Raw genomic sequence first — 20,549 nt, 5'->3', positions numbered from 1 at the left:
GGCGTTATTGTCCCGGCGTAGAACGACGAAGCGCGAGCAGGTGCTCGAGCGAGAAGAGGATGATGGCGATCGCCGCGGGCATCGCGATCAGGTAGCGCACGCCTTCGGGCAGCCCGATGATCGGGATGCGGTCGCCCATCGTCTCGGCGGCCATGCTGCCGCAGCCGACCATGATCATGATCGCGAACGCGATCAGGCTCAGGTGCTGGATCGCGATGACGATCATGCGCGCCTTCGGCGACAGCCGGCGCACCAGCGAATCGAGGCCGATATGGCCGCCGTCGCGCACCTTCATCGCGGCGCCGAACATCGCGATCACGATCACGAGCAGCAGCGCGATCGGCTCCACGAAATCGGGCGCGTTCTCGAACACGTAGCGCATCACGACCGCGTAGAACACCAGCACCGTCAGCACCGCGAGGCACGCCGACGCAATCACGGCCAGCACGCGGAACAGCACGTCGTTCACGCAGCGCAACAGCGGTGCCGTGTGCGGCCGCGCCGGCGCCGCGCCGTCCGGGGCGACGCCCGGCGAGCCCGCGGCCGCCGCGCTGTTCAGGGAAGTGCGACGCGTCACTTGGTGGCCTCGATCTCGTCGACGATCTGCTTCATCTGCGGGGTCTTTTCGTACTTGGTCCACAGCGGCTGCATCGCCTTCACGAACGCCGCGCGGTCGATCTGCGCGGCCGGCAGGATCTTCGCGCCGCCCTTCGTCACCAGCTGCTGCGCGGACGCCTCGCGTGCGGTCCACAGCTTCTGGTAGTACGGCACCGAATCGGCCGCCGCCTTCCTGATCGCCGCCTGCTCCTGCGGCGACAGCGTGTCCCAGACCTTCTTCGAGAACACCAGCACTTCCGGCGTCATCGCGTGCTGCGTCTCCGAGTAGTCGGGCGCCACTTCGTAGTGCTTGGTTTCCTCGTACGACGGCAGGTTGTTTTCGGCCGCGTCGACGAGGCCCGTCTTCAGGCCCGTGTACACCTCGGCGAACGGCATCGGCGTCGGCGTGCCGCCCATCGCCTTGATTTCGTCGACCATCAGGTCGGACGGTTGCACGCGCACCTTCAGCCCCTTCATGTCCGCCGGCGAGCGCACCGGGCGCTTCGCGTAGATCGAGCGCGCGCCGCTCTCGTAGAACGTCAGCGCGATCATCCCTTTCGCGGTGAACGCGTCGAGGATCTTCTGGCCGGCCGGGCCGTACATCGCCTTGCGGAAATGATCGACGTCGCGGAACAGGAACGGGAACGACGGGATCAGCGATTCCGGCACGATCTCGTTGAACGACGCGCCGTTCACGCGCGCCATGTCGATCGCGCCGATCCGCACCTGGTCGACCGTGTCCTTCTCCGAGCCGAGCGCGCTGTTGCCGAACACCTTGATCGAATCCTTGCCGCCCGTCTGCTTCGACAGCTCGTCGCCCATGAACTTCACGGCCATGTTGGTCGGGAAGTTGTCGCCGTGCACGTCCGCCGAGCGGAACACGCGCGCCTGGGCGGACATCGCGAAGCCGGCCATCAGCGCGACGGCCAGGGCGATACGGGAGCGGTTGAATCGGTGCTTCATCGTCAGTCTCCTTGATGGTTGTGCTCGTTGTTGCGCGGCGATCCGCCGGCATGCGCATTCTTCGGCGCCGTGCTCGCTGACCGCTGAGTCATACGTCGTATGACGTGTTGACGCGAATGTACGTCGGTTAATCGTTTAACTCACTTGGTGCATACCCGTAGAGTGCCTGTCATGACGGGTTTTGGGTATATTTCAGGGAATCGTTTTCTCTGTTTAGACGGATTTGGGCGAAACGTTTTCTGGAAACGAGTTCGCATTCATGTCGGATAGCCAGCCGACCGCCTCTACCATTGCCGGCAATCTAACTTTCGCTTTGTTTTCAATTGTTGTCGGATGACTGATCACTAGATGCGCGGCCGCAAATAGACGCGCGCCGACGACCATCGACGGACATCGGTCGGCGCATGCCAGAGGCCATACAAGGGCAGCGCCCCACCCTGAAAGCGGTCGTATGGTCGCGATAGGTCCAACGATCTGAAGGGTTGACGAGAGCCGACCGCAGGGCGGGCGGAGCCGATTTCGACTGCAACGCTAAAGCGTAGCTGCGAATTCGCCGTTATCCAGTCGAGATTGCGTTGATCCCTCCAGAGCGTGAAGCGAACGTCAACCAGCTTGGACGCCGTTGTGCGTCTAGATTGAACAAATAAATGCAATGAACCTTCTTTACATCGTTGAACCGCAGGATGTTCCGCCGTATCGCCCCAACTTTACGATGCCTGGATTCAAGTCCGATCCGGGAGTCGAAGTAAACCCCGGCGATTCTCGTGGCGCAATTGCCGCAGGATTGGGTGCCGCTGCCGCAGCAGGGGCAGCAGCAGGCGCCGTCAAAATCGTCGCCGGTGCGTTGGGTGGTCCTCTGCTTGGGCTTCCAGCGTCGCTGCTCATATCTGCAGCGGCATCCAGCCCTGCAGTCGCTCGTATTTTCACAAAAGACAAAGAGCAGTTGCCTAAGGAATTAGATAGTCAAGAGCAAGAGGCGATCGGAGCATTCATGCGCAGGCACGCATATTCTATTCAGATGGCAAAGGACGCTGGCTTCAAATTTCCGCCGGGCCACCCCCAAGTCGGGCAGGTCTACAAGCAGCATCCGCTAGCCGACGTTCCAGCCGCAGGAAAAGCTGACATCTATATCCCTTCCGACAAGTATGATGAGCTGTTACTCCAGGAAAGAGAAGCTGAACTCTTGAAGCTGCTGGTGCATCTCGGGGCAACTAAGGTCGTCATCTCAAAGAAGCACAACGCCTCATCATCTCGAAAGATGGATGGCTCTGTCACTGGCGGGTCGAAAAATATCGGGGAGGCCGAAATCGGTGCTTCCTTCGCTGCCAGAACCGGTATCGTCGACCTCGAAACCCGAGAATTTGAATTGGACGGACGCGAGTGGAAAGAAGGCGATAAGTTAGACGTAACGCGTTTCGCATGGGTACATTTCGAGCCATCTTGGAACGCGCTCATTGATGCGCGCGAAATTGGCGGCTGCACAAGGGCTGCTTTGGAAGTGCGCGAAAACACCGCGTTTTCTTCGGACCGCGGTCTAGCAATTAAGGTTAAATCAAAGCTTTATGGCGCAGCTGTATCCGCCAATGCGGCCACCGAAATGGAGGAAGAGAAAGCGTTTCTCGTCAAAGCAGAGTTCGGAAAGATAAAGCGTAGCCCCGACTCTTGATCGAATTACGGAACAGCTTACCCAGCCCAAGCGCGTGGTCAAAAGGAAACTATTTTGTTCATCTGCATCGCATGACTAATGCCCGCGTAGCTAGGGTCGCATGCCGCAGTGGAGCGCTACTGTCCACTAAGACGCGCGGCGGCGCGCGTGCGTCCTTGCCACGGCAGGCCCGCTCACCGCAGATTCGCGAGCGTCCGCTGTTCGGCCGGCTGCGGTCGGCCAGGGCGAATAAGTTCGTCGACCGCTCCGGGTCGACTCCGGTCCGCTGATGATCTGCGAGCGCGAGCACGGATTAGGGGTGGGCTTGCCCAATCGCGCTCGCATGGGCGCGACCACCACGGCTGCGATCACTCCCGAAAGGACGGATCAAGCCCCTCGACCAATCGCATCAGCGCATAAAGTGCCCTTGCTTCAGGACCCGCGTGCAAGTACTCGAACTGTTGCGCCGCGTGTTCACAAACAGCGGGTGCCGGTAAGGTCCGGTCGTTGATATTGCCTATCGGCGTGTCAAAGTGCGGGCCGAAGGGCAAACAGCCCCGGCGTGAAACACACATGAAACCGGGGCTGTCGGGTACGTCAATGCAGTTGTCGCTTTAGATCGGAAAGTTCCGAATGCATCGTACTTACTGCATTCATGATCTTGGCATCAAGACTGCCGGCCTGTTGGCAAGCACGCTCTGCACGATCACCGATTCGTTCGAGATCGTCGACGCATTGCCGAATACGATCTTCATCGTTGGACGCCATGAGCTTCTTCGCCGATTTGCATTCCTTGTCCAACTCATCCACCCAGTTGATCAGGTCCTTTGGAATCGTCCTGTCGGCGTGACAGGTACGTGATGCCTCGCTCACGGTTTGCTGCAGATGGGTAAAGCGCGTTTGGATTTCACTGGCTTGCAACATGATGAACTCCTCCTTGAACGTCGGTTCCAGATGAGCTCAGGCAGCAGAAAACTCCGGCGTCGCCCGTGGTATCGCCAGTCGCTCGCTTCAATTGGCCGGCGGCAACACTGCATTGCATCAAAGCTGCAATCGAGCCCGCGGAACGTGTACGTTCTAGTGTAGGCCACTACCGCAGGGAGTAGTAATCCGGGCCGGCCGTCAGGATGCGACATCGATGTGACACTCCATGCACCGCCGACTACGCCCTGTGAGCTGCAAGGAGCTGCACGGACTCCTGACCCCGAATACGCATGGCCTGGGATGCCGGACTCGTCGTCCCATCGGTAAGCGATCGATAAAAGACAGAAACCGGCCAGGAAGAGTCATTCCCAGAGGCAATCGGCAATGACCGCAAAGGGGTGGAACATGCCCATCGCCCGTCTCGGTACCCGGGCATGCCGGGCCGCGTCGGTTTCAGCGCGCCGGCTGCTCCCGGATCTCAATGCAATCGAGTTGATCGCTGCCGGAAACTAAATCGCGCCATCCATGCCGCCGCCAATGATGCATGGATTGATTAACACGTGTACATGCATCGGCTGCGACATTGGCCCACATTGGCTGAACTGTCGTTCATCCGCACCAGTGGCACAGTCGTCGTCGGCAAGTTGGGTATGCATGCTCCGATGCCGTGCTTCTGTGGCTTGCATCCTGAGGCAAGCCCTTGACCTATCGCCGGCCGTCGCTGTCGCTCCCCGCCGGCGGCACGAAAAAGCCAAAGCCTGGCTGTCGGCGCAGGTAGAGCGCCAGCGCGACGGTGACCACTAACGCATAAGTAAGCAATCCAGCTCCTGTCAGTTGCTGGTCTGACAGCAGGTAATTGGCACAGAGCCGACTTTCGGCATCGTGGAACAACATCCCCACAGTTGCCAGCGTCCAGACGAGATTGCCGCCGAAGAACAATAAAATCGCCGCCTGGGCTCGCCTCAAGCCATGCTGCATTGCCACGCCGGCGAGTATCAGAGACACATACTTTGCGCCGTTGACGCCAGCGTCGAGCCTGGACAGGTCCAGCGCCAGCGGCACCATCCAGAACATCAGGCACAGCGAGGCACCCAGCAGCGGCGCCAGTCCCATGTGCATCAGCGCATCCACGGCAGGACGTTCTCGGTGGCGGTGCGCCAGCACGGCGGATGCCGAGAAGCCGAATGCCAGCAGGAGCGGAAATTCCGCCAGCATCTGCCAGGCCATGCTCGCTTCCAGGGCCTCGCGCACGGGCGCCACCAGCAGGATGGCTGGCAGGCCCAGGAGGCCACGGAGCACCCACCCGGCACGCCCGCCAGTCGTCTGTACTGTTTCCATTCGGGTAGCCAACGTCATCGCATGGCCCGCCGCGCCGCTTCGAGCGCCTCTTTGAACTGTCTGTAGTCGTACAGGCCCAGGACGACGCCGCGGCCATCGATCAGGTGAATCTCTCCGTTGTGAACGTATCCCCCGAGGCCGTCCGGGATGGCTACCACATCGAGCGCTCTCAACAGCGCGCCCCGCCCCGCGGACGTTACCGGCGCACTAATGCGCCAGATGGCCGGATCGGCGCGTTGATGTCTGCCATAGTCGGCCAGGCGCGAGGTGTCGTCGTGGACCGGGTCAATGGAAACGGACAGTAGGCTGACCCGGTCTTCGAGCCCGCGTGCCCGGATTTCCTGCTGCATCCGGTAGAACTCCGAGCCGAGCGCTGCACAGACTGTTTCGCACCGCGTATAGATGAAATCCACGAGGTAAACCTGGGCCGACCGTGACGCTGCATTCCACGGCACGAACTGCGCGCCCCGCGCGTTGCGTAGCACGACCGGAGCGGCCGACATGCTGCCCGCCGCGGCCCGCGCACTGCGGCGCTCGTCGAGCGTCCACGTCTGCAGCCCTTGCGTGAGCCACGCCAGTGCGGCTGCAAAGGCAACGCACAGTACCAGGCAGGCCGCGCCTGCCGCGCGCAGGCCGGGTGGGCGGCGCAAGTCCCTGCTGTCCACGGTCTTCCCTACTTCAGCGGCACCAGTTCCTTGTCGCCATCGAAGGGACTGGTCTTGTCCTTGGTGGCGGCGCGGACTTGGCCGACGAGTTCCACCGGCACAGGCGGCGCGGCGTTGCCCCATTGGCTTCGCACATGGCTCAGCACGGCGGCGATCTCGGCGTCGCTGAGCTGGGCGCCGAACGGTGGCATCGACCCATTGAAGGCATTGCCCTTCACCGTGAGCTGTCCCGTGATGCCATGCAAAACAATCGCAACAACGGTTTCCGGCTTTCCCCGCACCCATTCGGAGCCGGCCAGCGGCGGGAACACGCCCGGCAAGCCTTGGCCCGTCGCCTGATGGCAGGCGGCACACTGTCCCGAGAAGATGGCGGCCCCGTCCGCCTTGCCGCCCCCGCCTTTCCTGCCCGCCAGCGCGCTGATCGTGCGGCCGTCCCCGAGTTCGGACGGAATGTTGATCGGCGCACGCGCGATGTAGTAGATGCCCCAAAGGATCAGTACGGCCACGAGCAGCACGACGCCTCTGGGAATGGGTGTCTGCGATTCGCCGGGATCGGCATGCTCGCGCTGTTCCTGCGGCGAGGGCTGAATGGATGGCGGATGGTCTGGCATGGCGGTCGGGTTCCTGAAGTCGTCGCGAGCCGCCGCTACTTGTTTGTCTTGCCGGTGGCGCCGTCGGGCAAGGCAAGTGCGGCGTAAGTGTGATCAAGCGCCTTCAGGTAGGCCACCAGATCCAGCGCCTCGGGCGTCGGCACGACGACCATGCCCGGTGGCGCGACACCGGGAGGCAGTGTCAGCGCGCGTTCGCCGGGCTCCGCGGTTTCCTTGACGTCGAACAGGTACGGGAAGCTCGGCATGATGCTCTGCTTCACGTAGGCACGCGGCTGGTACAGGTGCCCGAGATGCCAGTCCGCGCTCGGCTGCCGGGCACCGATATTGAACAGGTCGGGCCCGGTGCGCATGGTACCCAGCAGGTGTGGCCGGTCATAGTAGTAATCCGCCGCCACGGAGGGTCTCCCCCAGCCCCGCTTGCCGTCTGGCGCGAACGACGGATCCCGTGGCTGTTGCGAATGGCAGTAGATGCAGCCATTGCTGATATAGACCTGCCTGCCGCGCAGTTGAGCCGATGTATAGGGCTTCAGGCCGGGTGCCGGTTTCACGTCGTGCAGTTGCAGGTACGGCACCACCACCAGGGCACTGGTCGCCAGCGCCAGCATGACCATGCCGGCGCCGAGCAGCAGCGTGATATTGCTCATGAGCCGGCTCCTGCCTTGTCCAAGCCGGCAATCGGGAACATCGCCGGCTTGTCGCGGTTGGGGCCGAGCCCGAGAATGACGCAAACAAAATTGGCGATGAAACACAGATGCCCCAGCACCATTAGCCCGCCGCCCAGCGAACGGGCCTTCAGGTACGGCACCGTCAGCGCGACGGAATCGATGAAAGGCCGGGCGGCATCGAGCATGGCCAGCCCCTGCAGGGTGCCGGCGATCGTCAGGGCGACAAAGTAGATGCCGACGCCTACGGCCGCACACCAGAAATGCGCGGCAATCAGGCCCGGATACGGCCATTCGCGCCTGGTGATGCGCGGCACGATGAAGTAGATGGCGCCAAAGAAGACGAAGCTCACGAAGGCATAAAGCCCCAGGTGGGCATGGGCCACCGTGAAATGGGTGAAGTGGGTGATGGCATTGACGCTGCGCAGCGCTTCAAAGGAGCCCTGGAGCGAACTGAGGGTGTACATCATGCCGCCGAGCGTCACGAACCGCAGCGTGGGCGAATATAGCAGCGCCCTGAAGTGCCCCTTCATCGTTTGGTGCAGGTTCACAGTGAACGCGATCACCGGGATGATCATCATCATGCTCTGCACGATCGAAAGCGTGACCATCCAGCCCGGAACCGGCCCGCCGATCAGATGGTGTCCTCCGACCTGCCCGTAGAAGAATGCGAGAGTCCAGAAGCCGAGCAGGGACAGACCATATGACTGGATCGGCCTGCCGATGATCTTCGGCAGGAAATAATAGACGGAAGCCAACGCGAGCGGCGTATAGAACAGGCCCAGCACGCTGTGCCCAAACCACCAGTTGGTGGTTGCCTGCTCGACGCCGAAATGGATGAAGGGAATCTTCGCGACCAGGTAAAGCACGGGGAACCAAAACAGCGCGCAGCCCATGTACCAGACGGATACGTACAGGTGAGTGACTCGGGTTGACAGCAGCGTCAGCACCAGCGGCATGCCGATCAAGGCTCCTCCCACGACGAACACGATGCCGATCTGCCATGGAATCTCGAGCCACTCCATGCCGTCGGAAAGGCCGACAGCAATACTGCCGAGGCCGGCGACAAGCCCGGCGTTCCACATCATTGCCCCAAGCAGCGCGTAATTGGCGCCGACCAGGCGCGTCTTCAGTACGCGCGGCAGGACGAACAGCGCGATGCCCAGGCCCGCCATCGGTGCCCAGCCGTAGGCCACCGCGTTCAGGTGAACAGTCCGGATCCGCCCGAATGTCAGCCAGGCTTGCGAAGCAAGCGCATCTGGCATGTGCAGCTTGAGCGAAGCCGTCAGCCCGGCCAGCGAAGCCACCAGCAGCCATGTCATGGCACTGCACAGGAAGATGAACACCACAAGCGATGAGGAATGGTCGGCTTCGGCCCGCACGGACAGGTCCTCGTCCAGTGGCGACGACGGTGCCGGCATCTGGGCCTGGCCTGCGACAGCCTGCAGTGCCGAGCGCTGCTGCTCGGTGACCGCCGGCTCTTCGGTCCGCCCGATTTCGCCCCGCGCAAATATCACCTCGGCAGCCTTCTGGGATCCGTCGAGGAGTCCGTAGCGAACGCTGACGATGAATACCAGCAGACCGGCAACGGAAATGATGAAAGCCGACAGGAGTATGGCGACTGTGCTCACGGAACCCTCCCGGCCTCGGACTCCAGCGACGGCTCGTGCAACCGTCTGGCAAATGGCGGCACCCTGCTTGGCAACGTGGCGAAAGCCCGGCAGCGAGGGTGGCGCGGGGAAATTGTCCACTGCAATGTAGTCCATCCCCCAAGACTTGCCAAATCCACTTTGCAGCGACAGGCATCGCAAATGCGCGGGGGCTTTCCGTTTCGCCTGTGAAGGGGCTCCGAAGAGCGCGCCTTGGCCAAGGTGGAAAAGGATTGCACACGGCACGCGCGATGCCTTTCGCCCGCTTCTCGCCGGCACCTTGCGAAGCCGGACTCAGAATCAGCGCGGCAAGATCCCTTCCCGATGCGCTGCTGCCTGGATGCCGTATACGGCCGCCGCGGTCACCAGCCCGGTGATCAGCAAGCCGAGCATGCCGAGCAGTACAGCAACGACGCGGCCGATGTCGGTCGTCGGAATCACGTCCCCATAGCCGATCGTCAAGGCGGTAATGGAGCAAAAATAGGCAACCTGGCCAATCGAAGCGGGTGCATGAGTGAGCACATTGACTGCTCCACCCGCGTAGCGCATGACCACCGCCAGCAGCACGAAGAGGATGAGCAAGATGAGCAAGACCCCGCGCAGGTGCCAAAGAACGCGCGCGAACTCGCCGATGGCGTGGCGCGGCATGATGCGCTTGTCGAGTGCTTCAACGGATGAGTTTTCCATGTTGGCTACTGTGGCGGTTTGTACTTGTGAATTCCCATTAAGAGCCTAGACTCTGATGTCGAAGAATGCACGGTTGGCAACTGCCAGAAGGTTCGACCATCCTGCCGGACTCCTACAAGAAACTCGATTCCTGCAAACGGTTCGATCCGGGCGTCAGACAGACGACCAAGCTCGCTCACTGGAAGGAAGGGCAAAAGGCGCGACAGGTGGCCGAACAGCAGGCGAAAGCCGTGGCAAAACTCAAACCTCGCATCATTTTTCAGCCCACTCGAGATCGGACGGCCTGCTGCCTGCCCGGTCGTCCGTCTACCGGCCGGACACGGCGAGGCCGCTGGATATGATCGCGAGGGATTTGCACCGGGAGATGTCATGACAGCCCCTATCAATCTTGCGACCGTGGTTCCCTCCAACGAATTCCGGCTCACCAGCGCGGACGGCTTACAGATATCGTGTGCCAGATGGAATGGCAGCAGCGGCCCCGTTCGTGGAGTCGTCCAGATTGCGCATGGCATGGGAGAACATATCGGGCGGTATGTCGGAGTGGTCAGCGCACTGACGTCCGCCGGATTGACCGTATATGGAAACGACCATCGCGGGCACGGGCGCACAGCGCCATCCGCAGCAAGTCTTGGCGATTTCGGGGAGGGCGGCTTCGATCTACTGGTTGAAGACATGGTCCGGCTGACCCGCATCGCAAAGGAGGAAAACCCGGGTCTGCCGTTCATCCTGTTGGGACACAGCATGGGCTCCTTTGCCGCCCAGCAGTATGTGGAGTCTCACAGCCGGGAAATCGACGGCCTGGCCCTGTCGGGTTCCGGCGCGCTGGATGGGCTCGCACACTTGGTGAGCGCAGCCGCGCCGGGGACTAACGTGCTCAATGCCGCCTTCGAGCCGGCGCGAACCTCGGCGGATTGGCTGAGCCGCGACAGCGCGGTCGTGGACACATTCCTTGGCGATCCACTCTGCTTTGCGCAGCTTCAACCGGCGGCATTCCGGTCATTCCTGGCGGCAGCGCCTCGACTGGCCGATGCCGCCAGCCTTCGCGGAATTCGCAGCGATCTGCCCATCTATCTGTTCTCCGGCAGTGAAGACCCGGTCGGTCAGCAACTCGAAGGCGTCCGGCTGCTTGCAGCGCGCTATCGCGAAGCAGGCATCCGCGACGTGACGTGCGATTTCTACCCTGGGGGCCGTCACGAGATGCTCAACGAAATTAATCGCGGGGAAGTGCAATCGCGTTTGCTTGCATGGATCTCGGGCATCCTGAACAAGCACTGAAGGCACTGGACGGCTGCTCCACGCCGCTCCGCCGGCAGAAACGAAGCCGCGCTGAAATCATGTCCGCATGATTATTCCTGAAGAGGCGTTCACAGTGACGCGAGAGTCCCTCAACGATTCCGAGCCCGGCAAGTCCTGGTCGGAAACCGAGCGAGACTTCTCATAACGGTCGCTCACTGCGATCATGTCGAACGGCCGAGATGGGTTGCGGATTCAACCCGTCGATGCAACACACTTGAGGCTGCATAGCAGCAAGGAGTGTTGCAATGAAACAGAGACGGCGGATCTACTATACAGATAGCCAGAAGGCGTTAATGTGGGAGCGCTGGCGCAGGGGCGAATCGCTGCAGCAGATCGCCCAGCTGTTTGATCGGAACCATTCCTCGGTACAAGGGATTCTGGCCGAAACGGGCGGCATACAGCCAAAGCAACGGCGCCGTTCGAGCTTGGCACTGACCCTTGCCGAGCGGGAGGAGATCTCGCGCTCAGTGGTTGCTGGCGATTCGATTCGCGCGATTGCGATTCGGCTCGCACGTGCTCCGTCCACCATTAGCCGCGAGCTCAAGCGGAACGGCGGTATGCAGGGTTATCGGGCGAACAATGCTGACGAACTTGCGTGGGAGCGAGCCCGTCGCCCCCAAGTCTGCAAGCTCGTCAGGAACCGGGAACTCGCCCAGGTCGTGGCAAGCAAGCTCGGGCTGCAGTGGTCACCTGAGCAGATCGCCGGTTGGCTTAAGCACGTGTATGCGGTCAACAAGGACTATCAGGTGTCGCACGAAACCATATACCGCAGCCTCTATATACAAGCTCGCGGTGCACTCAAAAAGGAATTGCTCGAGCATTTACGGCGCTCGCGAGCTATGCGTCGTTCGCGTCATCACACGATGAAGACCGACGACCACGGCAGAATCTGCGACACCGTCCCGATTAGTGAACGCCCCGCGACCGTTGATGATCGTGCGATACCGGGCCACTGGGAAGGCGATTTGCTGTTCGGCAGCGCGAACAGTCAGATTGCCACGCTCGTCGAGCGTCAGAGCCGCTTCGTGATGCTAGTGAAGGTCAGCAGCAAGGATACGGAAACGGTCATCAATGCGTTGATTCGGCATGCCGGCAAGCTTCCTCAGGAACTCTACAAATCACTGACCTGGGACCGGGGCAAAGAGATGGCCGATCACACGCGCTTCACCGTGGCCACCGACATCATGGTCTACTTTTGTGATCCGCAGAGCCCTTGGCAACGGGGTTCGAACGAGAACACAAATGGGCTCCTCAGACAGTATTTCCCGAAGGGGCTCGACCTCTCGGCCTATTCCCAGGCCAAGCTCAACGCTGTTGCCAGGCGGCTCAATGAGCGTCCGCGGAAAACACTAGACTTTGATACACCGGCTGAGCGCTTTCATCAATTCGTTGCATCGACGGGTTGAATCCGCAGTCGATCTGCGCCGGTCGCGAATCGCAGGTTGCCGACCGGTTGAATCCACCGCCAGTTTCGGACGCTCGACCATAAGGGCTGAATCGGGGACAATCTTGAGCACACGCTTGCCTTTGGTCAATAACGATGAAAGTTTAGAGATATTTCGGGATCGTTGTCCGACGGGCTGCCCTAGCGGCCAAGGACGTCGACCTATCCACGGTTATGGTCGAGTTCAATTTTCGGAAATATTTTGACGAATCCGATAGCCTTATATCGCTTGGCCCGTTCTTTGGGGGTGATGCGGCCGACGAGTGTACGAGGTCATTGGAGCGGCTTGGGCTGACATACATCGACGACTTTTTTGTCTTCGATGGGTTTGTGCCCGACTGGTGTTCGTTCGAAGTAATTTGACGTGCGTGCCGATATCAAGCTTCCGAAGACTGTTCACGGCCAGGAACGGATAGTCTACGTGGACGCCGATATTGGCGACAATCGCTCAGACTCATCTTGCACGCGACATCCCGTACCCAGTTGAACATGAAATCGCCCTCAATAGTCAAGCCGCTTGAACATCCCTTGGCTGCATTCTCGTCGAACATCGATTCTGCTCGCGACGTCGCTGTCGCTGGACTACGATGGCCAACTCCATATTGGTGTGACCTCGCGATCGGGTGGTTGGAACAAGGTCTAGCGGTAGATGTCGAGATAGACGAAATACTGCGAGATATTTCCCAGAGTCGACGCTATCCGCAGAGCCTTCGGCACCGTGCATTTACGCTACACGTAAATTTCGCAAGGAACCGGGTAGTCGAATAGTCCATAGATCTACGGTGGGTCGGTCTCTTGGGACGGTAGCGACGATGCCACGCTCCGGCTTGGTCGCAAACGAATGCCGACATCCGCTCAAAAGGACCATTTGACGTTAGCTTCAAGAGCATTGACAACTTTCATATTGGTTCATCAATGGACCGGACGCAGACGTGAGGTGGGACGCAATGACAATTGTGGTTGTAGACACGACTGAAATCACGGATTGGCCATCCTTTCATCGGGTCCTGTCAAAGAGCTTTGGCTTTCCATCGTTCTATGGCAACAACATGGACGCATTGATCGACTGTTTCAGTTATCTCGATGAGCCGGATGTCGAGATGACTAATGTGCACGTTCTACCGGGGCGTACATTGGCGATACAACTCGGCGCTGTGAACAATTTCAAGGTGCGTTGCCCAGAGCAGTTCGCGGCTCTGCAAGATGCATGTGCTTTTGTGAACTGGCGCCGCACCCGCGAACAGGGCGCTCCGTTGGTCACACTGTCGTACCACGACTGAATTGACATTTATCGACTTCTGCCACACAGGTGCTGCCGGGACACGGTGATCTTCTGCGGCTACGAATGGCTGCTTTGGAGGATGCCGTCCGCTCCGGGTCGACTGCTGTCGACTCATACTCGGGAAGCGGCAATTCATGCACAATGTCGAACCATCGCCCTTTTGGCGGGAGTCGGCGTTCAAACAGCGTGAGGTTCCGCAGACCATTGACCGTTCGTTCACACTTTCGCACGAACGGACTGCCCCAACTGAGCTGCGACCCAGCGATAGTGCTACCCCTTTTGCTGCACGCTCCTCACATGCGTGGGAACCGCGTACAAGCCCTTCAACTCATGCGAACGTTCTTGTTATGCCAGAAGATTTCGAAGTTCACGGCCCGCACGATCATGCAGTAGAGCACCCTGCGGCGCATGAAGAAGACCACGGAGCGGCGCGCATCGCCGTGATGACTGCTGTCCTCGCCTGCGTCGGCGCGATTTCCGCATACCAGAGCGGTGCGGACGAGAATTTCGCGTTGCTGCACAAGAACGAGGCCGCGATCCAGAAAACCGAGGCGGCTAACCTGTGGGGCTATTACCAAGCAAAGGGCGAAAAGCAGAATCTGGCCGAGCTCGGTGCGGCGTTGAGCCAGGATGCATCGCCGCAAAGAAAGCGTTTCGAAGCAGACGCGGCGCGGTATCGCGAAGAGAAGGAGCCGATCCGCAAGCGCGCCGAAGCGCTCGAGCAAGAAGTCGTGAAGAGCAATGCTGCAAGCGAGGAGCGGCTACACCGGCATCATCGTTGGGCGCAGGCCACTACCATCATCCAGATCTCGATCGCGCTTGCTGCGATCACGATTCTCACGCGGCGGAAATGGATGCAACACCTGTCGATGGGTGCTGCCGCGATCGGCCTCGTACTGACAGGGCTGGCGCTCTTCGGTGTGTAGCGGCCCGACGAGCGGGCGCTTGTCGGCCAGTTTCGGTCAGTCGACGGTGGTCCTAAGATCATCGACAATGAGGCCGCTGACGACGTGGAGATCGCATTTATGAACAAGACTCGAGAATTCTTGCTACCGTTCGGAATCGATCTCAGGGTTGAAGACGGAATTGCAAGTATTGAATCCGACCTACCGGAGGCGCTCCCCAGCTTCGGTGATCCCGTCGAAAACGGACGCATCGTAGGGGTTGTTGAAGGCGTTGAGCAATTGTTGCTTTCGCTAGCGCGTGTCGGTATCGATTTATCCAATCCACAGTTCGCACAGGCAATCAACGATTGCGTAGCCAATCTTCAATCCGGCTGATCGGCGAATTTCCATGCACGACCAGAAGCGGCCAACCGACGACGACGTCTGGATGGGCGACAATTTGCATGTCGCTCTTCTGTACAAGCTTTTAGGGACCACTACATGAGTCGCCCAATCCGATCGCCTGATTTGCTAGTGATGTTCATGCTGACGGCGCTTACAGGGGAGGGCACGGTAAAGCATGTCCGGACAGGCTATCGTCCGATGTACAAAATCCGGCCGGCCTATTGGTCGTCAGCCCATCACGAGTTTGCCGAGGGCCGTAGCGTCGCAACACGTGAGCAGTGCTTCGCTGAGGTCTGGCTGGTTACACCAGAGGCCTATCCACATACGCTCTGGACCGGTCGTGTACTGGACGTTGCCGAGGGGGCCCGAGTCGTCGGTCATGCCGAGATCATTCAGGTACTAAACCCGTTACTCGTGACGGATAGCAGCGCGTCGTAACGATCTCGCGATAGCCTCGACAGCAAGTCGTCGAAAATCGGCAGCATTGCCCGGCAACCTTTTACAGTTCAAATCGCAATCATCTATGTATTCCATCGCTCTCGGACCGCTTACGTTGGATTTCGACGCAGCACTGATCAGGGTGTCGAGCGATGGAGACTACGATTGGATGAATGAGGAATGGATCGATGTGCAGCAGGAAATTGTGATCGTCCAAGGCGAAATATCAGCCAAAGTCATCGGAGTAACGGGCCGGTTTTCGGAGAAAGGCCCACATGTAATTGAGATACTCTCGCCGCGCATCTTCGTTGAAAGTGAAATCGTTGAACATCTTCTATCGAAGTCAAGCGCGTCCGGTCTAAGCGAAAGCAAAATGAGAGGAGCTGTGCATACCACTCACTTCTCTTGGGGAAAGCTGGTGTCGCTGAACTGGATGGAGCTGGGCTATGCACCTGGCGGCACTGAATATTGCATTCTCCCGACCGATGGCCCTGCTATCTCGACGGGCTACCTCCGGTTAGATTGGGCTAGTGTTCGTATTCGTCCCTCATCGTGAAGCAATTCGGTTGGGCAGACAATCCACCGAGCCAAGTTGCTCGCAGTTGCATGTCCGCTTCCGGCGACGGCGAACGTCCCTTGTGGGTCAGCTGCAGTCAACCGCGTACAACGATATGCCACTACGTTGGCGCCGCAATAAACCAATCGCACGAACTCCGACGCACCGCCCCGGCACCGGTGGCACGACTGGACGTAAGTCGCCGATTTTCTGCGCACGCAGTTGCCGATACCCTAGCCCCTACACCCACGCCCACCCCGCCCCCTCACGTCTGCATAACCAGCGACGTAAGCTGCGCCGCACGCCCCACCGCCGTCTTCGCGTAGATCGACTTGATCTGCGTGCGGATCGTGCCGATCGACACGCCGCGCAGCTCAGCGCATTCCTGCGGCGACAGCCCGTCGCAACACAGCAGCACGGCAAGATCGGCCTCGGCCGACGACAGCCCGTAGAACACGCGCAGCCGCTGCGCGCGGGCCGACGGCGCACGCAGGTCGGCGGCCGTCATCAGCGTCGCGACGCCCGGCCGCTCGCGCACCAGGCGCGACTGCTCGGGCACCGGCATCAGCGCCAGCGGCAACGGTTCGCCCGTTGTGCGCCGTAACAACAGCCCGCCGCGCGCGTACGCGTGCCGCCATTGCGCATCGTCGACACAGCCTTCCGGCGCGAATCGCCCATTCACAACCCGCAGTGCCGGTTCCGCCGCGATCAGTTGATCGGCCGCGCGATTCGTGTAGCGCAGCTCACGCTGCGCGCCGAGCAGGAAGACCGGCACCGGAATCGCGTCGAGCGTCGATTCGGCGGCGGCCACGCGCGCCTCGAGCTCGCCGATCCGCGCCTGGATCTGCAGCGCACGGCTGATGTGCATCCCCATGTTTTCGATCGCGTGGCGCTGATCGTCGGACAGCCCCTGCGATTCGGGGCCGCCCTGGACGCTGAGGAATGCGCCCGAGCCCTCGCTGCGATGGATGTACAGGCCCGAGATGCTGCCGAGCCCGAAAGGGTGAAGGAATTCCTGATAGAACACGCTGTGTGCGCGCTGGTGCGCGGACAGGTGCTTGACGTCCTCGAACCAGCGGCCCGCCGCCCAGTCGGCGGCGACCGGCACGACCGGGTCGTACAGATAGAACTCGGTGTTGTACGTGTGATAACACGCGGCGACCCATGACGCGTCGTCACCCGCCGCCTGCTCGATCGCCGGCACCCGCGCCGCGTCGTCGAAAGACAACAGCGTGGCCATGCGCACGCCGACCCACGATCGCAGCCCGTCCAGCACCGTTTCCCATCGTTGATCGCCCAGCGCCGCAGCGTAGACGTCATCGATCCATGCGGATGGAATCAACCCGTTCTTTTGCATCTGGCCACCCCGCGCCGTGCGTTATTGTCGAACGTCTTCTGCGCATCTTAGTCAATCGGCGCCCACGTTTAAATCACTCGTTCGCGTTTGATCGAAATACCACGTTTGTTACCGTTTATCGTCAGACGTAATGACCGTTATTCCGGCACGCACGGTGCCGCCGGCTTTTCATCCGGATCACGGTATGCCATGATGCAGCGCATGACGATTCGAAACACCACGCTCTCGCTGCACCATCACCACGGACGCCCCCTGCTGCGCCGTGGCTCGTTTCGCATCTAGCAATTGCATCGGGTGAATGCCCGATCCAGACGACAACCAAGGCGCCTCCGGCGCCTTTTTTGTTTTTTGCCGCCTTGAAAGCGGACTGCGCCGATCCATCGAACCCGTACGGAGTGTTTTCAATGCAACAACCCTGGAAAGACGTCGCCTTGTCGGATTTACCGCTCCGCGAGGACCTCAAGTTGCAGCACGCGTACGGGGCGCCACAGCTCGATGTGCCGGTCTGCCTGAACGTCAACGAGAACCCCTATCCGCCGTCGTCCGCGCTCGTCGAGCGCATCGCGACCGCGGTGGCCGACGCCGCGCGCGCGGCGAACCGCTATCCCGACCGCGAGTTCGCCGAACTGCGCGCGCATCTGGCGGCGTATCTGACGCACGACTCCGGCGTGACAGTCGACGCATCGAGCGTGTGGGCGGCCAACGGCTCGAACGAAGTGATCCAGCAGATCCTGCAGGCATTCGGCGGCCCGGGACGAACGGCGCTGGCCTTTACGCCCGCGTATCCCATGTATGACGAATACTGCCGCACGACTTTCACGCGCCTGCAAACGTTGCCGCGCACCCGGGATTTCGCGCTGGATCCGGAGCAAGCGCTCGACAGCATTCGCGAGCACCAGCCGAGCGTCGTACTGCTGACGTCGCCGAACAACCCGACCGGCACCGCGCTGCCGGTCGACGATATCCGCGCGGTACTCGACGTCGCGCCGGGCATGGTCGTCGTCGACGAAGCCTATGCGGAGTTCCGACGTCACGGCGTCCCCAGCGCGGTGACGCTGCTGCCCGACCATCCTCGGCTCATCGTCACCCGCACGCTGAGCAAGGCGTTCAAGTTCGCGGGAGGCCGCGTCGGGTATTGCGCGTGCGCGCCTGCGGTCGTCGAAGCGCTGAAGCGGGTTCGATTGCCCTACCACCTGTCCGCCTTCACCCAGGCGGCGGCCTGCGCGGCGCTGGTTTCGCGTGACGAGATGCTGTCGCAAGTCGAGGCGATCAAGGCCGAGCGCGATTCGACCGTCGACTGGCTGCGTGGCCTGGGGCTCACGGTGGCCGATTCCGATGCCAACTTCGTGATGTTCGGCGAGTTTGCGGATCGGCACCGGATCTGGAGCGGCCTCCTGCGTCACGGGGTCCTGATTCGGGAGTCGGGCCCGTCGCCGTATCTTCGCGTGTCGATCGGCACCGGCGCGGAGATGGCCGCGTTCCGAGCGGCCCTGCTTGACGTGATGGCACTCGAATAAACGACCGGCCATCCGGTCGACGACGCGATGGCGCGCATGCCCGCGCCATATCCGACGATGTACTTACTTCATCGTCGCGAACCGCATTTCCATCGCGTTGATCTTCGCGAGCACCGCTTCGCTGAGCTTTCTGACGTGGCGCGGCACGTCGGGCGCCGACAGCAGTTCCTCGATTCGCCCGCGCCAGTAGCTCGGATGCCGCACGCGCCCAGCGCCCGACATCGACACATCGTCAGCGTTCGTCTCGCTGTCCAGGAGAGCCACCATTCTCTGAATGTGAGAGAGCTCTCGTTCCGCATAGTCTCGTGCCAGCATATTGATTGAAATTCCCCGAAATACGACAGCAGGCTTTCCGTCATCAACGCGCCATCGTGTTGCGATGCAAGGCATTCATCGCACACGTTTGTCGCCATCGTACGTAGAAGCTGTGTCAGTAAACCGCGTGGGCATTTGCTGAATTCGATACGGAATGGGGAGCCTGTCCGATTGTTCTGATGACTTCCGGCTCCCGATGCCCTGTGGTCAATCGTAGGCTTACTGTTGGGCAATGGCATCTCCCAAAGTGGGGATGCGGGGCGATATTGGCGGGCGGGCGGTGTTTCCGGAATTTTCAGGCCGTCGGGCAGGGCGCGGAAGGCACGCGGTTGCCGGCCGATGCAAAATTGCGATCAACTGACCACCTCCACGACGCGCATCCGGCGCATGATTGACCGGCAGGTACGAGGCGAACATTTGCGGTGGGCACGAGGGTAGTGCGCAGGCCACGCAAGGCGTGCAGACGCGAACATGCAGCGCTGCTGCTGTCGCACGCGTCGGCCGTCGGTCGCGGCGACCTGCGCGCCCTGCCCGACAAGTCAGCATCCAAGCTTGCCCGGACACGGGTCGATCGACAACGCAGCCCACTCACCCAATTCGCCGCGCACCTTCATATCGCGGATATCGAACGCCGCCCGAAGCTTCGCGAGATCTTCATCAGTGAGCAGCCTGTCGAAGTCCTTTGGCTGCAATTTCCTGTTTTGCTTTCCGCATTGCTGGCGCGTGCTTTCACCGGCAGGTGTGTCGTGCGCTGGGTACAGGAATGTTTCGCCGAACTACATACTCGCGAGACAGGGTCCGCTGAAGTCAGATATCGAAATCGCCATGCTTCAGCCCGAAAATGAAATCCACTTCGACCGAAGCCCCTTTGGGTAATTGCAGCACGCCGACCGACGTGCGCGTATGAACGCCTGCGTCGCCCAGCACCGCGTACAGCATGTCGGATGCGCCGTCGGCGACTTCGCTTTGCATCGTGAAGCCGGGTGCGCTTCGCACATACACGGTGATGCGCGGCACTGACGCTATCGCGTCGAGCGTGCCGCGGTGCTTCCTGATCAGCGACAGCGCACGCAGCACCGATACGCCAGCGGCCCGGCGACCTTCGTCGAGCGAAACGGACTCCCCCACTACGCCCACGAAATGCACCACGTCGCCGATCCGCGGAATCTGGCCGGCAATATAGGCCGTGTTCCCGTCGACCAGAATGGGCGTGTACTTTCCGCCGATCCTGATTTCCTCGTCCGGATTGAAGCCGAATTCGGCCGCGATCCGTGTCAGCTTATCGTCCCTGTTCATCAGTGAATTCCCCGATAC

The 20,549-nt window shown here is 60.8% G+C and carries 21 protein-coding genes; 8 read left to right on the top strand and 13 right to left on the bottom strand.

What is annotated here, in order from left to right; translation table 11 throughout:
* Positions 1–4 precede the first annotated feature (4 nt).
* Together CFB82_RS34915 and CFB82_RS34910 are read right to left on the bottom strand one after the other, a co-directional pair.
* Positions 5–577 carry a TRAP transporter small permease gene (locus CFB82_RS34915; protein WP_089486949.1) on the bottom strand — a complete coding sequence of 191 codons (573 nt, stop codon included), beginning with the start codon at positions 575–577 and terminating at the stop codon, positions 5–7.
* Positions 574–1,560 carry a TRAP transporter substrate-binding protein gene (locus CFB82_RS34910; protein ID WP_089429836.1) on the bottom strand — a complete coding sequence of 329 codons (987 nt, stop codon included), beginning with the start codon at positions 1,558–1,560 and terminating at the stop codon, positions 574–576. Before CFB82_RS34910 ends, CFB82_RS34915 begins: the two co-directional genes overlap by 4 nt.
* A 652-nt stretch (positions 1,561–2,212) precedes the next feature.
* Here CFB82_RS34910 and CFB82_RS34905 point away from each other — a divergent pair.
* Complete coding sequence (locus CFB82_RS34905) at positions 2,213–3,226, top strand: hypothetical protein (RefSeq protein WP_143751014.1); 1,014 nt, start codon at positions 2,213–2,215, stop codon at positions 3,224–3,226.
* A gap of 576 nt (positions 3,227–3,802) precedes the next feature.
* Here the strand turns inward: CFB82_RS34905 and CFB82_RS34900 are convergent.
* The 7 genes from CFB82_RS34900 to CFB82_RS34870 form a co-directional block, all read right to left on the bottom strand.
* On the bottom strand, positions 3,803–4,129 hold the full coding sequence (locus CFB82_RS34900) for a hypothetical protein (protein ID WP_089486947.1): 327 nt from the start codon (positions 4,127–4,129) through the stop codon (positions 3,803–3,805).
* Between the two features lie 705 nt (positions 4,130–4,834).
* The gene (locus tag CFB82_RS34895) at positions 4,835–5,467 is read right to left on the bottom strand and encodes a hypothetical protein (RefSeq protein WP_256990604.1); all 633 of its coding nucleotides are present in this window, start codon (positions 5,465–5,467) and stop codon (positions 4,835–4,837) included.
* Between the two features lie 14 nt (positions 5,468–5,481).
* Positions 5,482–6,132 carry an SCO family protein gene (locus tag CFB82_RS34890; protein ID WP_089486945.1) on the bottom strand — a complete coding sequence of 217 codons (651 nt, stop codon included), beginning with the start codon at positions 6,130–6,132 and terminating at the stop codon, positions 5,482–5,484.
* 8 nt (positions 6,133–6,140) lie between these two features.
* On the bottom strand, positions 6,141–6,743 hold the full coding sequence (locus CFB82_RS34885) for a c-type cytochrome (protein WP_089486944.1): 603 nt from the start codon (positions 6,741–6,743) through the stop codon (positions 6,141–6,143).
* A 35-nt stretch (positions 6,744–6,778) separates the two neighbouring features.
* Entirely contained in the window at positions 6,779–7,387 is a 609-nt protein-coding gene (locus CFB82_RS34880; protein ID WP_089486943.1) for a cbb3-type cytochrome c oxidase subunit II, read from the bottom strand.
* Positions 7,384–9,036, bottom strand: a complete 1,653-nt coding sequence (locus CFB82_RS34875) for a cbb3-type cytochrome c oxidase subunit I (RefSeq protein ID WP_089487032.1) — start codon at positions 9,034–9,036, stop codon at positions 7,384–7,386. Before CFB82_RS34875 ends, CFB82_RS34880 begins: the two co-directional genes overlap by 4 nt.
* A gap of 318 nt (positions 9,037–9,354) precedes the next feature.
* Positions 9,355–9,741 (bottom strand): potassium channel family protein, encoded by a 387-nt coding sequence (locus tag CFB82_RS34870; protein WP_089486942.1) that lies wholly within the window; start codon positions 9,739–9,741, stop codon positions 9,355–9,357.
* Positions 9,742–10,110: 369 nt separating this feature from the next.
* Here CFB82_RS34870 and CFB82_RS34865 point away from each other — a divergent pair, with 369 nt between their 5' ends.
* The 6 genes from CFB82_RS34865 (at position 10,111) to CFB82_RS34835 (ending at position 16,046) form a co-directional block, all read left to right on the top strand.
* Complete coding sequence (locus tag CFB82_RS34865) at positions 10,111–11,016, top strand: alpha/beta fold hydrolase (protein WP_089486941.1); 906 nt, start codon at positions 10,111–10,113, stop codon at positions 11,014–11,016.
* A 266-nt stretch (positions 11,017–11,282) separates the two neighbouring features.
* On the top strand, positions 11,283–12,443 hold the full coding sequence (locus tag CFB82_RS34860) for an IS30 family transposase (protein ID WP_089486940.1): 1,161 nt from the start codon (positions 11,283–11,285) through the stop codon (positions 12,441–12,443).
* A gap of 985 nt (positions 12,444–13,428) precedes the next feature.
* On the top strand, positions 13,429–13,761 hold the full coding sequence (locus tag CFB82_RS34850; protein WP_089486938.1) for a barstar family protein: 333 nt from the start codon (positions 13,429–13,431) through the stop codon (positions 13,759–13,761).
* Between the two features lie 349 nt (positions 13,762–14,110).
* Positions 14,111–14,689 (top strand): DUF4337 domain-containing protein, encoded by a 579-nt coding sequence (locus tag CFB82_RS34845; protein WP_089486937.1) that lies wholly within the window; start codon positions 14,111–14,113, stop codon positions 14,687–14,689.
* A 99-nt stretch (positions 14,690–14,788) separates the two neighbouring features.
* The gene (locus CFB82_RS34840) at positions 14,789–15,043 is read left to right on the top strand and encodes a hypothetical protein (RefSeq protein WP_179255494.1); all 255 of its coding nucleotides are present in this window, start codon (positions 14,789–14,791) and stop codon (positions 15,041–15,043) included.
* A gap of 562 nt (positions 15,044–15,605) precedes the next feature.
* Positions 15,606–16,046 carry a hypothetical protein gene (locus tag CFB82_RS34835; RefSeq protein ID WP_143751012.1) on the top strand — a complete coding sequence of 147 codons (441 nt, stop codon included), beginning with the start codon at positions 15,606–15,608 and terminating at the stop codon, positions 16,044–16,046.
* Between the two features lie 265 nt (positions 16,047–16,311).
* Here the strand turns inward: CFB82_RS34835 and CFB82_RS34830 are convergent, their stop codons facing one another.
* Complete coding sequence (locus CFB82_RS34830; RefSeq protein WP_089486935.1) at positions 16,312–17,403, bottom strand: helix-turn-helix transcriptional regulator; 1,092 nt, start codon at positions 17,401–17,403, stop codon at positions 16,312–16,314.
* Positions 17,404–17,807: 404 nt separating this feature from the next.
* Between CFB82_RS34830 and CFB82_RS34825 the strand changes: the two genes are divergently transcribed.
* The gene (locus CFB82_RS34825) at positions 17,808–18,920 is read left to right on the top strand and encodes a histidinol-phosphate transaminase (RefSeq protein ID WP_089486934.1); all 1,113 of its coding nucleotides are present in this window, start codon (positions 17,808–17,810) and stop codon (positions 18,918–18,920) included.
* A gap of 63 nt (positions 18,921–18,983) precedes the next feature.
* Here the strand turns inward: CFB82_RS34825 and CFB82_RS34820 are convergent, their stop codons facing one another.
* From CFB82_RS34820 to CFB82_RS34815, 3 genes are all read right to left on the bottom strand, one after another.
* Positions 18,984–19,235: a hypothetical protein gene (locus CFB82_RS34820; protein WP_069249736.1), complete on the bottom strand. Its 252-nt coding sequence runs from the start codon at positions 19,233–19,235 to the stop codon at positions 18,984–18,986.
* Between the two features lie 539 nt (positions 19,236–19,774).
* Positions 19,775–19,927, bottom strand: coding sequence for a hypothetical protein (locus CFB82_RS43495; protein WP_179255493.1), 153 nt, complete (start codon positions 19,925–19,927; stop codon positions 19,775–19,777).
* 115 nt (positions 19,928–20,042) lie between these two features.
* Positions 20,043–20,531 (bottom strand): RidA family protein, encoded by a 489-nt coding sequence (locus CFB82_RS34815; protein WP_089486933.1) that lies wholly within the window; start codon positions 20,529–20,531, stop codon positions 20,043–20,045.
* Positions 20,532–20,549: the final 18 nt, after the last annotated feature.

The organism is Burkholderia sp. HI2714 (assembly GCF_002223085.1).
GTDB classification, from domain to species: domain Bacteria; phylum Pseudomonadota; class Gammaproteobacteria; order Burkholderiales; family Burkholderiaceae; genus Burkholderia; species Burkholderia lata_D.
Note: the sequence above shows the minus strand (reverse complement) of the source record. Positions and strands in the feature narration are given on the sequence as shown.